The organism is Streptomyces pactum, assembly GCF_002005225.1.
Taxonomy (GTDB): domain Bacteria; phylum Actinomycetota; class Actinomycetes; order Streptomycetales; family Streptomycetaceae; genus Streptomyces; species Streptomyces pactum_A.
The window spans coordinates 8,145,493-8,159,509 of the sequence record NZ_CP019724.1; the positions used below are offsets into that span (position 1 = coordinate 8,145,493).

Sequence of the window (14,017 nt, forward strand, 5' to 3'; positions counted from 1 at the left end):
TATGCCCTGTTGCGAGGCGAATGAGAGACTTGGACTGTCCGCCTTCTCAGGCGCCGCCGCGAGGACCGGCGGATCGGATGGCCCGGGAGTGGTCGATGTTCCGCAAGCGTCCCGCACCCGACGGTGAAGAGCTGCTGGCCCGGCTGGCATCGCTCACCACTCAGGCACGGGAGCTCGCTGAGCTGCGCCGGTCCCAGGTGGAGCTGGCGATCGCGCTCCAACGTGACATGCTCCCCGCGGACCTGCCCGCGGTACCCGGGTTCCACCTGGCCGCCTGCTATTCGCCCGCGTACGCCGGACTCAACGTGGGCGGTGACTGGTACGACGCCTTCGTGCTCCCCGACGGCCGTCTCGGCCTCTCCGTCGGAGACGTCCAGGGCCACGCCATCGACGCGGCGGCCTTCATGGGGCAGATCCGCGTGGGCCTGCGCGCCCTCGCCTCCGTGACGAGTGAGCCCGGCGACCTGCTCGCCCGTACCAACGACCTTCTCCTCACCCTGGACAAGGACCTCTTCGCCACCTGCACCTTCATGCGCTTCGACCCTGTCACCGGCGTCCTGGAGAGCGCGCGGGCCGGACACGTCCCCTGCGTGTGGGCCACGGCGGACGGCAAGGCGGAGGTCTCCGAGGACGAAGGGGGGCCACCGCTGGGCGTCCTGGAGGGGGCCGAGTATCCCGTGACCCGGTACCGGCTCACGACGGGCGGGGTCTTCGTGCTGCTCACGGACGGCGTGGTGGAGGGGCCTTCCCTGAGCGTCGACGAAGGGCTCGAAAGGGTCGTGCGGCTGGCGGGCGTCGCCGCCGTCGCCGGAATGGACGCGCACTCGCTCGCGGCCGCCGTGCTCAAGAACGCCGAGCTGGTGGGACACGAGGACGACGCGGCCGTGCTCGTCGTCGGCCACGACGGGCGTGCTGTTACGCCGTAGGGCGGGACGACGCACGGCTCACCTCGCTGATGCGCCGGCGCCGGTGTCTGATGGCTGCTGTGGTGGGTATCCGGGCTTGGCCGCGACCGGTCGTCTTCGTCGGCGAGACGTTGCTCGTCTCCGTCTGCTACTACGTGGCGGGACGACTGGGGCTCTCGCAGCAACTGGTCGCGGACGGCGCGGTGGTCACGCCCATCTGGCCGCCGACCGGTGTCGCGGTGGCCTGTCTGCTGCTGTTCGGACTGCGGTGCGCACCCGGTATCGCCCTCGGTGCCCTGCTGGTGGTCGCGTCGCTGACCGCTCCCCGCCTGTCCGCCGCCGGGATCGTGCTCGGCAACACCATCGCGCCCGTGTGCGCCCTTCTGATGCTGCGCGCGGTGGGGTTCCGGGTGAGCCTGAGCCGCTTGCGCGACGGTGTGGCGCTCGTGTTCCTCGGAGCGCTGACCGCCATGCTGATCAGCTCGGGCGTGGGCGTCGGCATGCTCGTCCTCACGGACAAACTCGCCGCCGACGACTTCTGGCTCGTCTGGCTGGCGTGGTGGGTGGGTGACGCCATGGGCGTCGTGCTCGTCACTCCGCTGCTGCTTCTGCTGCACCGGGCCCGCCGGTCACCCCCGTCCGGCCGATGGGGCGAGGCCGTGGGTCTCGCCCTCGTCGTGTGCGTCCTGGTGCCGGTCGTCACGTACAGCTCGATCAGCGTCCTGTTCCTGGTGTATCCGCTGCTGATCTGGGCCGCGCTGCGTTTCCAGCTCGCCGGCGGCATGCCGTGCGCCCTGTACGCCTCCGTGATGACCACCGTCGCCGCCAGGGACGAGGCCGGTTCCTTCGGCGCGCTGACCGACATCGAGACGATGATGAAGCTTCAGGCGTTCAACGGGACCCTGGGCCTGACCGCCCTCCTGCTGTCCGCCGTGATCACGGAACAGATCAACACCAGACGGTCGGTGGAACGGGCCTGCCACGAACTGGTCGAGGCGTTGCAGCATCTGAACGCCGGGGGTTCCGGGAACACGGGGCCGCCCGGCCGGGGCGCCGGGTGAGCGAAGGCGGTGGCAGGACGGGATCAGCGCTCGCCCAGGACACGCCGGGCGGCCTCTGCCTCCGCCGCCGACGGGGACAACTCGTCGAGGGTGTCGAGATCGGTGTCCGTCGAGAGCTCCCGTTCCCAGTCCTCCGCCAGTCGTTCCTGTTCCTCGCGAGGCCTCGCGCTTACGGCGTCCCGGTGATCCGGGTCCAGAGCCGCCAGGAAACGTGCAACCGGGTCCGTCGGCATGGCCATGCTCCTCATCGTGTCATCGTGGGGAAGGGCGCCGCTTCCGGCTCAGGATGGCCGACCGGGTCCGCGGCGGCCGTTCGACACGGCCTCCGGCCACCCTTATGGCCCCGCCCCCGAAACGCCGCGGCACCGCTGCGCCGGACGGCCGCGCGGCGGGGAGACGAGCGGGACATTCGGGCCACATTCACTTCGCCTGTTTTCGGTCTGTGACACTCCCGTGACGCAAGGCGTCGGCTCGCCGCACCGCGCTGTCCGCCGGCCGTCCGGTACCGCCAAGCGTGATGTGAACAGCCCATGGGCGCACTCTCAACGGAGCGGCGCCGCGGGACCGCGCACGGGCCACGGACGTGTTCCGGCCCGGGTTCCGCATCGGCCTCCCCCTCCTGACGGCGCTGAGAACGGCGCGTTGACGTCGGTGCGGTCCCGGCGTGATCGAGTGCCGTGCTTCCTCCGCGGCGCCCGGGGGCAGACGGCTGGGGACTGACTGGGGGACGAGCCCGGCGGCCCGGGGGCGGCCGGGGAAAGTAGGGGGTTGTAGATGGTCCGTGTTCTTGTGGTGCACGACGCGACGCTGCTGCGGTCGGCGCTGGTGCAACTGCTGCGGTCCGCCGACGGACTCGAGGTGTCGTCCATGCCCTCCCGCGGTGAGGACCCGGACGGCAACGACTTACCCGCGGAAGTGTGCGTGGTCGACGGCGACTGTCTGGAAGGATCGCCGAGCGACGCCGGCCCAGCACCCTTCTGGGACCGGTGCGGGGCGCGGCTGGTCGTCCTCGCCGCACCGGAGCGGCCGGGTGTGCTGCGCAAGGCGTTCGACGCCGGAGCGCTCGGCTTCGTGGACAAGGACGCCTCCTCGGAGCGGCTGATCACCGCGGTGCACACGGTGGCCAAGGGGGAGCGGTTCCTCGACGAGCGGCTCACCGTCGCACTGCTGCGGGCCTCCGAGATGCCGCTGACGGCCCGTGAGCTGAGCGTCGTGTTCCAGGCGTCGCAGGGGGCCTCCGTCGCCGAGATCGCCGCGTGCCTGCATCTGTCCCGGGGGACCGTCCGCAACTACCTGGCCAGCGCGATCCGGAAGGTCGGGGCGCGCAACCGCGTGGACGCGATCCGCATCGTGCAGAACTCCGGCTGGATGTGACGGCGGCGGGGCACGCGTGCGCGAGAGCACGGCTCGCGGGTCATGCCCGGGTCCGGCTCCAGTGCCCCACCAGGTCGCGGTAGAGGGGGGACCGCTCCAGGAGTTCCCGGTGCGTTCCGTGGGCCGCCCGGACGCCGTCCAGCACCAGAATCCGGTCGGCCCGGACCGCGGACGACATGCGGTGCGCCACGACGAGAAGCGTTCCGGGCCGCCGTGCGAGCGCCGCCTCGGCACGTGCCTCGGACGCCGCGTCGAGATGGCAGGTCGCCTCGTCGAGCAGGAGCAGTCGAGCCGTGGACAGGTGAGCGCGCGCCAGGACGATCAGTTGCCGCTCGCCCTGCGAGAGGTCGTCGGGGCGCAGCGGCGCGTCGAGCCCTCCCAGACGCTCGACGAGAGGGGCCGCTCCGAGGTCTCGCACGGCGGCCTCGACGTCCGCCGCGGAGGCGTCCGGCCGCAGGTAGGCGAGGTTGTCCCGGACCGAACCCGTGAAGACGTACGCCTGCTGGGGCACCAGGACGCGCAGTGCGGCGAGTTCCGCCGCACTGCGGCCGGCGACCGTTCGGCCGTTCACCCGAACCACTCCGCTCCTCGGCGCGAACATCCCGGCGACGAGGCGGGTGAGGGTCGACTTGCCGATGCCGCTGGGACCGACGACGGCCAGGTGCTCGCCTTCCTCGACGCGCAGATCCAGCGCGTCGAGGACCGGCTCCGTCCGGGCGCCGTAGCCCGCGGTCACCGCGCTCAGTTCCACGGCGGGGACCTGCCGCGACGGCGGCGGAGCCGGCGGGAGCGAGGAGCGGCCCTGCTGCGGCGGCCCGGCACGCCCGGGCAGGGGCGTACGCGGCGCCGCACCGGTGACGGACGGGTGCGCCTGCGGCGCGGTGAAGCGGTCCAGGACCACGAGCAGCCGGGTGCCGGCAGCGCCGATCGCGGTCATGAGGGTGTGCAGGGCGGGCAGCAGAGCCTGGGCGAGGTAGGTGAACGCTCCGAGCAGGGCGCCGGTCGTGACCCCCCTGTCGCGCAGCCAGGGCACGGCGACCAGCAGGAGCAGTACGGGGAGCTGTCCCGAGACGCCGAGGGCGAGGGTGCGCACCGCGGCCCAGCGGGCGAGGACCCGGGACGCGGCGGCGGCGTCCGCCACGAGTCGTGCTCCGCTTCGTGCCGCCTCCGGCTGGGTGCCGCAGGCGGTGAGGTCACGCAGCGCTCCACGGGTCCGGGTGACGTGATCGCCCAGTGCCTCGTCCGCGGTGAGAGCCCGCCGCTGCGCCGCCGCCATGGGCCGCAGCGTCGCCAGGAACAGGGCCAGGCCGCCGGCGAGTGGCGGCAGGACGACGACCAGGAGCGCCGGGTCCAGCGAGAACAGCCCCACGAGCGCTCCGGCCGCGGTGAACACGAACGAGCGGACGGTGAGGACGAGCCCGGCGAAGCTGTCCCGCACGATCTCGACCTGGTTCGTGAGCCGTGAGACGGCGGCGCGGTCCCCGCCGCCGGGGCGGGACAGGGCGCGGGCCATGGACTGGTCGACCGCCCGCCGCACGAGCCCGTCGCGCAGCGGTTCCGTCAGCCCGGCCAGTTGCGCGAAGACGCCCCTGACCACGGGCGCGCCGAGCACCACGGCGCAGGCGGCCACCCCGAGCCAGCCGAGACCCGTGAGGGTGTCACCGGCGAGGAACCCCCGGTCGACGGCCTGGGCGACGCCGTAACCGACCACGAACGTCTGTGCCGACTCGGCCAGTGACCATCCCGCGAGCCGCACGAGGACCGTCTTGCGTCCGGCCAGGAAACGGCGGGCGGACGGGCCGACCCGGCGCAGGGGCCCGGGCCCCGAGCCACGCCGGCGCTTCCCCGCACGCCGTTCGTCGGTGGATGTCACGGTCGTGTCCCTTCGCGCAGAACGGCGGTCCGTCCGCCACGGCGCCCGTCAGGGCGGTCCTCGGTGGGCGACGGCCCGACACCGTTCTCCCTCGTACCGAACACCGCCCGGTAGGCCGCCTCCTCCCACAGGCGCCGATGGGTGTCCACCGCCCGCACCCGGCCGTCGTCCAGCCAGATCACGAGATCGGCCCGGGCCGCGACCGACGGGCGGTGCGCCACGACCAGTCGTGTGGCGGCTTGGGGCGAGCGGCGCTGAGCCTGTTCCACCGCGTGCTCCGTGGCCGTGTCGAGGCTGGAGGTCGCGTCGTCCATCACCAGCAGCCTGCCCGCGTGGGCGAAGGCCCGCGCCAGGCCCAGCCGCTGGTACTCGCCGCCGGAAAGGGGCGTGTCGGCGAGCGGGGTGTCGTAGGCCCGCGGAAGCCGGCGTACGAAGGCTTCGGCGTCCGCGAGGCGAATCGCCTCCTGAACCTGGTGGGGTGACACGGTGCGCGGTCCGGCCGCCACGGCCTCGGCGACGGTGCGGTCGCCCAGTACCGGACGCGCGAAGGCGAAACCGACCTCGGCACGCAGGCAGGAGCGGGTCAGAAGATCGAGAGGCGTGCCGTCCAGCAGGACCTGGCCCTGGTCGGGATCGATCAGCCGGCCGGCGACGGCGGCCAGGACGGACTTGCCGGCGCCGCTGCGCCCCACGACCGCGGCGGTCAGGCCGCCCGGCACCGCCACGTGGTCCGCCCGCAGGACTTCCGTTCCCTCCCGCTGGACCCGTACCCCGCGCAGTTCGAGGGCACCCGGGCCTCCCGGCGGCAGGGACCGGGTTCCGTAGGACAGGGCGGGCAGGCGTTCCAGCGTCGTGGTGCGCTCGCGCGCCGCGCGGCCCCGCACCAGCGCGCCGACCAGAGTGGCGGCCCCGCCGAACCCCGCGGCCAACTGCGCGTACCGGCACACCGCCAGCAGTTCGCCGACGCTCAGGGCACCCGAGCCGAGCCGCAGGCCACCCACCGCGGTGGCGGCCACCGTCAGCAGCGGGACGAGGACACCGCCGGTGGCCAACGCCTTTCCGTGCAGTTTCCACATGCGTGCGCCCAGCGTGCCGAGTTCGGCCAGTGGGCGGAGCACGCGCTCGCGTTCGCGCGCGGCGGTCCCGGCGGCGGCGATGGTTTCCGCGCCCTCCATCGTCTCCAGCAGCCGGGAGGCGATGTCCGACTGGACCCGCTGATAGGCCCCGACCGAAACCCCCGTGTCTCGCGCGAACGCCCGCAACACCAGTACCAGGGCCGGTAGTCCGGCCAGCACACATACGGCGACCCACACGTCGACGACGGCCAGTGCGACCAGCGCGCCGGACGGAGTCAGGAGCGAGGCCGCGAGTGCCGCCCTGGCAGCCGGCGCGGCGCCCGCGTCGGAGGCGTTGAGCGTCAGCCGGGTCGCGACGTCTCCGGGAGAATAGGGGCGGGCCAGTTCCGGCACGGCGTGCAGCAGACCGCTGAGAGCACGCGAGCGGATCGAGGCCGTCCAGTCGGCGGTGCACCGGCCGGTGAGCAGCGCGGTGAGACCGTCGAGGAGAACCTCGCCGACGAGCAGTGCGGCGCTCGCCGCGAGCCAGCGGCCGGCGGCGCCGTCGTGCAGCAGCAGGTCCAGAGTGCGGCCCAGGACGAGGGGCTGGACGACGGCGACCGCTGCCGCCGCCACCGAGCACACCAGGACCAGCAGTTCGGGCACCCGTCCTGGGCCGGTGCCGGGCGAGCCGTGCGTCGGACGCGTCGGTTGCCGTCGGTCCGGGGTGGTTCCCACCGGCTCCCCCTCCTCGTGGTCGTGCCGTCCGCGGGCGGCGACGAGGCGCGGTACCGGCGCCCGGGCGGTGCGGCCGGGCGCCGGTACCCAAGCGTGCGGCCCGCCGCGATACTCGCGGCGGGCCGGCTGCGACGTCAGTTACACGTCGTGACGCTGAGGCTGCTGTCGCCGCAGAGCAGCAGGCTCGCGCGGCTGCCGGTCTCCACGTCGCCCATGGCCTCTTCCTTGGGGGTCTCCATCGACTGCATCTCGAACAGGTTCATGTGCTCTTCCCTTCGTACGGCAACGGGTGTTCTCTTCACGGCCCCGTACGGGACCGGCTCGTGGGCCGCGGCTCCTGCCGCGGCGGTGGGAGGAACGGCAGGCCGGCGGGCCGGTCGCCGTGGACGGACGCGACGGCCAGCAGGCATCCGGCCGTTCCGGTGGAGAGGTCCATGGACAGGCGCATCATCTGCTCGCCAGGGAAGGCGAGGTGGCCGCGGTAGGACATGGCGTGCCAGGTCAGCGCGTCGATCTGGCGCCGGACGGCCGCTGCCCCCGTGCCCGGCCCGGTGGCCGTCGTACGGCCGAGGTACAGCACCATGCCGGCCACACCGCGGTAGAGCCCCGGCTGGGCGTAGAACATGGCCTGGGCCGCGCGCACGATCTCGTCCCGGGCCCGCTCGAACCGCTCGTCGGCGCGGTGTGCCAGGTAGTCGTCGAGCACCATGCCGATGCCCACGCTGCCGGCACCGAGGTACGGCATGGTGCGCCAGCCCTCGTCCACCTGGAGGGCACCCCCCGCGCCACGGACGCAGCGCGCGAGGTCCTGGCGCAGTGCGACGCCCGCGAGGTCCAGCAGACCGGTGTCACCGGTGCGTTCGTACAGGCGCAGGAACAACAGGGCGCTGCCCGTCGCGCCGTGCAGCAGACCGGCCCGGGCCCGGCCTTCGGGCCCCCGGCCCGGAGTGCCGGCCCGCAGGCACCGGGCGCTCAGCTCGGCACACCGCACGGCCGCGTGGTGCAGGGCGGCGTCGCCGGTGGAGGCGGCCAGGGAGTCCAGCGCCAGGCCCACTCCGGCCGTCCCGCTGTGGAGGTCCGCGGCGAGGTCGTCGAAGGGATGCTCGAGGAGCAACCGGGTGAGGTCGAGCGCCCGGGCCCGATGACCGAGGTGGTCCAGGGTCCAGGCGACTCCCGCGATCCCGTCGTGGAAGCCGAGCGGCATCCCCGAGGGCGGTTCCTTGGTCCGGTCGAGCAGCCACTGCTCCTCGCCCTCGTCGCGCTCCGCCCCGCTCTCGGCCAGGGCGTACAGCACACCGGCCGCTCCGTATCCGAACGAGAGCCCTCCGCCCGCGGTGGCGAACTGAGCGACGTCGCCGGGGAAGAGGCGGTCCTCGCGCGAAGGAGTGGCCGCCGCGCGGACGGCCGCCGTCATCGAGTCCCGGCTGCGGGGCCAGTCACCCGGTGCCACGGGGACGAAGTGCTCGGTCGCCGGTCGTGCCGCCGGTCGCCGACCGGAAGCGTCGGCGATCTCGTCGAGCGCCGCGTCCAGGAAGGCGCGGTCCACGGGGAACTGCCGTGCCACCACGTCGGCGAGGTGCTCCGCCTTGCGCCGGTCCAGGGCAAGCAGACTGGTCAGCGGCAGGAACAGGGCCAGGCGCAGGCAGGCCAGCGCGTAACGGTCCACAGCGGTGCCCCGTCGGCCGGGCGGTGCCACGAACCCGGGATGGGCGACCGTCTGCCGGCCCGGCTCGTCCACGCGGTGGGCGGCCTCGAAGTCCAGCAGGGCCACCCGCCCGTCGTCGCGGATCATGATGTTGAAGAGATGCAGGTCGTTGAAGACCACGCCGCGTGCGTGCACCTCCTCGACGGCTCGCTCGACCCGGGCGTGGACATCGAGCGCCCACTCGGTGTACCCGGTCAGCCGCCGGTCGTCGGGATCGGCCTCGATGAGCGGATGCCGACGGGCGAAGAAGGTGTTGAGAGGCTTGCCGTCGAGATACTCCAGCACCAGGAAGTGGTGGTCCCCGACGGTGAAGCTGTCCAGCACCTCGGGCGTACAGGACAGGCCCGACAACTGCTCCAGGGCCCGGCGTTCGCGGTGCAGCCGGGTCACCGCGTCGGCACCGTCGGCCGCCAGACCGGCGTACGGGCGGGCCTCCTTGAGGACCACGACCGCACCGGTACGGGTGTCCCGCGCCCGGTAGACACCGCCGCCGTTGGAGAAGTGCAGCGCCGACTCGACGGTGTACGGGATGTCGGTCAGCGTCACCGTCGCCCGCGCCTCGACGTGGGGCCGCAGGAAGGCGGGCACGTCCACCCAGTCGGGGACGCGGAACACCGGACCGCGGAAGTCGGGGACGAGTACTCCCTCGGGGTCCGCGACGGCCGGCCGCAGCTCCCCGTTCTCGTCGTAGCAGTTGCGGCGGGTGAAGCTGCCGTAGCGCACGTGCACCGGGCCGGCACCGATCCTGAGGTCGCTCAGGATGTGCGGGCCGGGCTCGCCGTCCAGCAGCGCGGCCAACTCGCCCACGAGGTGTTCGAACTGCTCCTCGTCCGCCGGGTACACGGTGATGAACTTGCCGCTGCCGGCCCGGTCCGCGTACTTGGCGTTGCGCTGGTGCAGCAGATAGCGGCTCGGCACGAACTTGAACGCGACGCCGCGCTCGACGCAGTGGTGCCGTACGCGCTCCAGGACGGATTCGGCGTTCTCCAGGCAGGCGGAGACGTGGATCTTCCAACCCTGCGGCGGCAGTACGGCGTCCAGCGGGCGCAGAGCGAGCCAGTCGCCGCTCTCCCCGCGCTGCCATCCCGCAGGTACGGGCAGGCCGGCCGCGGCGTACCGGGTGTCGGCCGCTCGGGTGCCGGGGCCGGTGCGATGCGGCGCGTCGTAGAAGTGCGGGTCCGCGTCGCAGTACACGGCGTAGCCCTTGTTCACGCCTTCTCCCTCCATCCGGTCCACCCGTCGTTGCGGACACGACGCTGTCATGCGCCGCAGGGCCCCGGACAGTCACCGCTGTCACCTCTCCGACGTGCGGAACGCACAGGTAACTTCGCCCGGCGGGCGTGGCGCGCGGTCCGGGTCAGCACAGCCTCACCACGGCACGGGTGCGGTGCCGGGCGCGGCAGCGCAGGGTGGGTCCGGTGACTCCGCACACACGGGCGGTTCGGTGCCGACGGGCTGTCACCGGCTTCGTCCGGGGCGGCGGCGGGCCGGGCTTCGAGCGGGTCGTCGGGCCCGTGGCAGGCTTCCTCGCCCACCGGGCCGGGGACGGTCCCGGCCGTCCAGCCCCCGGCGCTCCCAGGTGGTCACCGGCGCGGAGAAGGTTCCCGAGCCGCCCCGGTGCCGAAGTCGTCCGCGCGTGGTCGGGCCTTCTGGATGGTGAGCGGCGAGCTCACCCAGGACACGGGCCGCCGGTGCCGGGTCGACCAGCCACTTCGGCCGTCGAAGCGCTGTGCGGCAGCGGCCGGGCCACGCGGGCACGCCGGACCGACGGACCTCGACGGGAGAACCGGGGTGCGCTGCCGCCTCCTCGACCCGCCACCCGGTCCGGGGAGCACCGCGTGGCGCGCACCGCGCGCGAACTCAACGTCGGCTCCCGTACGGGCATCGCCGCGGCCGGGGACGGGAACGGCCTTTCGGGACGGTGATGGCCGCGTGCCCGGTCACGGTGTCGACCGCAGCGGCGGCGCCTGCCACGTCATGCCCGGCGGCTGAAGAAGGGGCGAGGGCTCGGGGCCGGGGTCGTCGGCGTGGACGACCCCGGCGGCCGAGCGGTCGAAACCTGTGGGCCACCGCGTGTGTTCGCTGGCCAGGGCACCGGTCAGCCGCGCTTCGGCGAGGTCGGCCGTGCTCAGGTCGCTTCCCCGCAGGTCGGTCATGCGGAGGTCGGCGCGGTGGAAGACGGCGCCACGCGCGTCGGCCTTGCGCAGGTTGGCCTCGCGCAGGTCGGTCTCGGTGAAGTCGGCGTCACGCAGATCGGTTTCGACCAGTTTCGCACCCCGCAGGTCCGCCAGAACGCAACGAACCCGCCGCAGAATCGCCGTCGTGAGATCGGCGTGCCGCAGATTGACCGAGACCAGGGAGGCCTGGGTCAGATCGGCGTGGTACAGGCCCGCCGCCTCCATGCAGGCGCGGTCGAGGTTGACCTCGGGCAACCGCAGCCCGTCGCAGTCGGCCCGGCGTAGGTCGGTGACGCTGAGGTTGACCCAGGACTCCTCCCGGTACCGGCACACGGCGCCGAGCCCGGTCAGCGCCACCTGAGCGTCGGCGACGCGGGTCTCCAGCGGTGCCACGTCGTTGATGGCCACGTCCGCCGGCGATTCGGGCCCGGTGGGCGGCCAGGGCAGGCGAGTACGCAGGTACGCGGCCTGGATCGAGACGATGGCGTCCCGGTCGCGCGCGGACTGCTCCGCGATCCGCCGCAGGGCGTGCAACCCGCCGATGCGGACGTCCACCTTGTCGCTGCCGAGCTGGTCGACCGCCCGGCTGAACCGATCCGTGACGTAGCCCTCCTGGGTGGCGCGCAGACTTTCCTGGCTCACCCGCACCTGCCGCCACGTGGCGTACGCGCCGAAGAGTACGACGAGACCGGCGAGTACCTGCAGAAGCGTCGTGCGGACATCGTTCACCGCCTTCAGCCGGTCCTGCGCGGCCACGCTCGATCCGGCGATATCGTGATCGACCACCACAGCGGGCAGGACGACGAACACCACGCCCAGAACGACCAGCCCCACCGTCCCGACCACCACGGCCGCGACTCGCCGCCGCCTGACCAGCCTGCGGCGCCATGGCCGCCGACCGCGATCCACTCCCCCCGACTCCATGGCCGGGAGCCTAAGCACCTCGCAAGGGATGATCAAGAGGCGCCGGCGGTCGGCCGTCGACCGGGATGCCCAGCCGTTCGGCCACGGTGGTGAGAGTCGGTCCCAGCGGGAGCGCGACCCGGGTGAGGGCGTGCCGGTCGCCGCGCGTCGGGTCCCGGTTGACGATCAGCACCGGCTTCCCGTCCTGGGCCGCCTGACGGACGAACCGGAGGCCGGACATCACCGTCAGGGAGGACCCCAGTACCAGCAGCGAGGCCGACTCGCGGACCAGTGCGCGGCATTGCTCGACCCGTCGCGGAGGAACGGCCTCGCCGAAGAACACCACGTCCGGTTTGAGGATGCCGCCGCAGACGGTGCAGGGCACCACACGGAAGTCTCCGACCTGTTCGTCGGTGAGGTCGGCGTCACCGTCCGGGTTGATTCCGGCGGCGACCGGCTCGAAGCCCGGATTGGCCTCCTCGAGCCGCTGGGCGAGTACCCGGCGCGGACTGGAGGCACCGCAGGACAGGCAGACGACCCGGTCCAGGCTTCCGTGGAGTTCCACGACGTCCTCGCTGCCGGCGGCCTGGTGCAGACCGTCGACGTTCTGGGTGATCACTCCCGTGAGCAGGCCGTGCCGTGCGAACGCGGCGACGGCCCGGTGCCCGGCGTTGGGGCGGGCGCGGCCGAAGGTGCGCCAGCCGAGGTGGCTGCGCGCCCAGTACCGGCGGCGAGCCCGGGGATCGGCGGTGAAGTCCTGGTAGGTCATCGGGACGTGCCGGCTCAGGCTCCCGCCCTCGCCCCGGTAGTCGGGGATGCCCGACTCCGTGGAGATCCCCGCCCCGCTGAGCACCAGCACGCCGCCGGTGTCCAGCGCGTCGGCGACCGGCTCCGGGTCGGTGGTGCCCGGCGGCAGGTCCTCGGCAGGGGTCCAGCTCAGAGTGGGGCGCATGCGCATGCCGCCAGGGTACGGACATGCGCGTGCCGCCGCGGTACGGAACAGGCTGCTCGCGGCCCGGACCGGCCCGGACCGCGACCGCCTCGTGGCGGACGGCGGACGGCGGACGGCAGCCGGACGGAGGCCGACCACGGTGGCGCCGTCGTCCCCCTGCCGGGCCCCCGACCGTCGGGGTCACGGCAGGGGCGTGCCACCGGTCGCGTTCAGGATTTCCGCCGTGACGTAGCCGGCCTCCTGCGAGGCGAGATAGACGTACGCCGGCGCCAGCTCGGCCGGCTGCGCGGGGCGGCCCAGTGGGCTCTGCTTGCCGAACTCGGCCGTGTCCGGCAGCGTCGCAGGGATCAGCGGAGTCCACACCGGCCCCGGGGCCACGGCGTTCACCCGGATGCCGCGCTCCGCGACCATCTGGGCGAGCCCCTGGGTGAAGGTCACGATCGCGCCCTTGGTCATCGCGTAGTCCAGCAGGTGCGGGCTGGGCTTGTACGCCTGGACCGAGGTGGTGTTGATGACACTGCCACCCGCGGGGATGTGCGGCAGGGCGAACTTCGTCAGCCAGAACATGCCGTAGAGGTTCGTCCGCACGACCCGGTCGAACTGCTCGGTCGGGATCGCCTCGATGCCGTCCGGCTGAGCCATCTGATAGGCCGCGTTGTTCACCAGGACGTCGATGCCGCCGAACTCCGCCACGGCCCGGTCGATCAGCGCCCGGCAGTTCCGCTCCTCACGGATGTCGCAGGAGACGGCGACGGCCTTCTGCCCGGCGTCCTCCACCAGGCGGGAGGTTTCCCGTGCCTCGCCCTCTTCCTCCGCGAGGTGGGTGAACAGCACATCGGCGCCCTCGCGTGCGAAGGCCAGGGCCACCGCTCGGCCGATGCCGGAGTCACCGCCCGTGACGACGGTCCTGCGGCCCGCCAGACGGCCCGACCCGCGGTAGGACTCCTCTCCGTGGTCGGGCGGCGGATCCATCGGCCCGGTCCAGCCGGGGTGCGGCTGGTCCTGGGCGGCGAAGTCGGGGCGGGGATACTGATCGGTCGGATCCTGCTGGTCACGCCGGTCGTCCGCCATGTCGGCCTCCTGTGTCTCGCGGGGCGAAGTCAGCGACCGTGTTCCCTGGCCGGCCCGTCCGAAAGCCACTCCACCCGAGCGTGACGCTCCGGCCTCCCGGCGGTGCCACCAACATCTTCATCGACGTCGCCGAATCCCGGCTCCCGGGCGTCCCCGCCTGCTGAGCCCGCGGACGGCTCCGGCGGGCGGCCGGCGGCGTGCCG

Annotated in this window: 11 protein-coding genes; 3 read left to right on the plus strand and 8 right to left on the minus strand. The window is 73.2% G+C overall.

The features are described from left to right. Positions 1 to 95 precede the first annotated feature (95 nt). Both B1H29_RS35325 and B1H29_RS35330 read left to right on the plus strand, forming a co-directional pair. A complete protein-coding gene (locus tag B1H29_RS35325; protein WP_055420861.1) occupies positions 96 to 926 on the plus strand; it encodes a PP2C family protein-serine/threonine phosphatase in 831 nt (276 codons plus the stop codon). Positions 927 to 976: 50 nt separating this feature from the next. After that, positions 977 to 1,966 carry an MASE1 domain-containing protein gene (locus B1H29_RS35330; RefSeq protein ID WP_055420106.1) on the plus strand — a complete coding sequence of 330 codons (990 nt, stop codon included), beginning with the start codon at positions 977 to 979 and terminating at the stop codon, positions 1,964 to 1,966. A 23-nt stretch (positions 1,967 to 1,989) separates the two neighbouring features. Here B1H29_RS35330 and B1H29_RS35335 read toward each other — a convergent pair whose 3' ends face one another. Then, positions 1,990 to 2,199 carry a hypothetical protein gene (locus B1H29_RS35335; RefSeq protein ID WP_055420860.1) on the minus strand — a complete coding sequence of 70 codons (210 nt, stop codon included), beginning with the start codon at positions 2,197 to 2,199 and terminating at the stop codon, positions 1,990 to 1,992. Positions 2,200 to 2,740: 541 nt separating this feature from the next. On the opposite strand from B1H29_RS35335, the gene B1H29_RS35340 reads away from it, so the two are divergent. Then, a complete protein-coding gene (locus tag B1H29_RS35340) occupies positions 2,741 to 3,340 on the plus strand; it encodes a response regulator transcription factor (RefSeq protein WP_055420105.1) in 600 nt (199 codons plus the stop codon). A 40-nt stretch (positions 3,341 to 3,380) separates the two neighbouring features. Here B1H29_RS35340 and B1H29_RS35345 read toward each other — a convergent pair whose 3' ends face one another. The 7 genes from B1H29_RS35345 to B1H29_RS35375 form a co-directional block, all read right to left on the minus strand. Then, entirely contained in the window at positions 3,381 to 5,213 is a 1,833-nt protein-coding gene (locus B1H29_RS35345; RefSeq protein WP_079160647.1) for an ATP-binding cassette domain-containing protein, read from the minus strand. After that, positions 5,210 to 7,006, minus strand: a complete 1,797-nt coding sequence (locus B1H29_RS35350) for an ATP-binding cassette domain-containing protein (RefSeq protein ID WP_055420104.1) — start codon at positions 7,004 to 7,006, stop codon at positions 5,210 to 5,212. Before B1H29_RS35350 ends, B1H29_RS35345 begins: the two co-directional genes overlap by 4 nt. Before the next feature lie 134 nt (positions 7,007 to 7,140). After that, complete coding sequence (locus B1H29_RS35355) at positions 7,141 to 7,269, minus strand: SapB/AmfS family lanthipeptide (protein ID WP_055420103.1); 129 nt, start codon at positions 7,267 to 7,269, stop codon at positions 7,141 to 7,143. 35 nt (positions 7,270 to 7,304) lie between these two features. Beyond that, entirely contained in the window at positions 7,305 to 9,923 is a 2,619-nt protein-coding gene (gene lanKC, locus B1H29_RS35360; protein ID WP_055420102.1) for a class III lanthionine synthetase LanKC, read from the minus strand. 728 nt (positions 9,924 to 10,651) lie between these two features. After that, the gene (locus B1H29_RS35365; protein ID WP_055420858.1) at positions 10,652 to 11,716 is read right to left on the minus strand and encodes a pentapeptide repeat-containing protein; all 1,065 of its coding nucleotides are present in this window, start codon (positions 11,714 to 11,716) and stop codon (positions 10,652 to 10,654) included. Between the two features lie 106 nt (positions 11,717 to 11,822). Continuing rightward, positions 11,823 to 12,749, minus strand: coding sequence for an NAD-dependent protein deacetylase (locus tag B1H29_RS35370; RefSeq protein ID WP_055420101.1), 927 nt, complete (start codon positions 12,747 to 12,749; stop codon positions 11,823 to 11,825). A 174-nt stretch (positions 12,750 to 12,923) separates the two neighbouring features. Then, on the minus strand, positions 12,924 to 13,814 hold the full coding sequence (locus B1H29_RS35375; protein WP_055420100.1) for an SDR family oxidoreductase: 891 nt from the start codon (positions 13,812 to 13,814) through the stop codon (positions 12,924 to 12,926). Between the last annotated feature and the right edge of the window lie 203 nt (positions 13,815 to 14,017).

Bases quoted from the DNA above. Each gene is read 5' to 3' on its own strand.
- B1H29_RS35325 (WP_055420861.1), top strand. From the start codon at position 96: ATGTTCCGCAAGCGTCCCGCACCCGACGGTGAAGAGCTGCTGGCCCGG.
- B1H29_RS35330 (WP_055420106.1), top strand. From the start codon at position 977: ATGGCTGCTGTGGTGGGTATCCGGGCTTGGCCGCGACCGGTCGTCTTC.
- B1H29_RS35335 (WP_055420860.1), bottom strand. From the start codon at position 2,199: ATGCCGACGGACCCGGTTGCACGTTTCCTGGCGGCTCTGGACCCGGAT.
- B1H29_RS35340 (WP_055420105.1), top strand. From the start codon at position 2,741: ATGGTCCGTGTTCTTGTGGTGCACGACGCGACGCTGCTGCGGTCGGCG.
- B1H29_RS35355 (WP_055420103.1), bottom strand. From the start codon at position 7,269: ATGAACCTGTTCGAGATGCAGTCGATGGAGACCCCCAAGGAAGAGGCC.
- B1H29_RS35370 (WP_055420101.1), bottom strand. From the start codon at position 12,749: ATGCGCATGCGCCCCACTCTGAGCTGGACCCCTGCCGAGGACCTGCCG.
- B1H29_RS35375 (WP_055420100.1), bottom strand. From the start codon at position 13,814: ATGGCGGACGACCGGCGTGACCAGCAGGATCCGACCGATCAGTATCCC.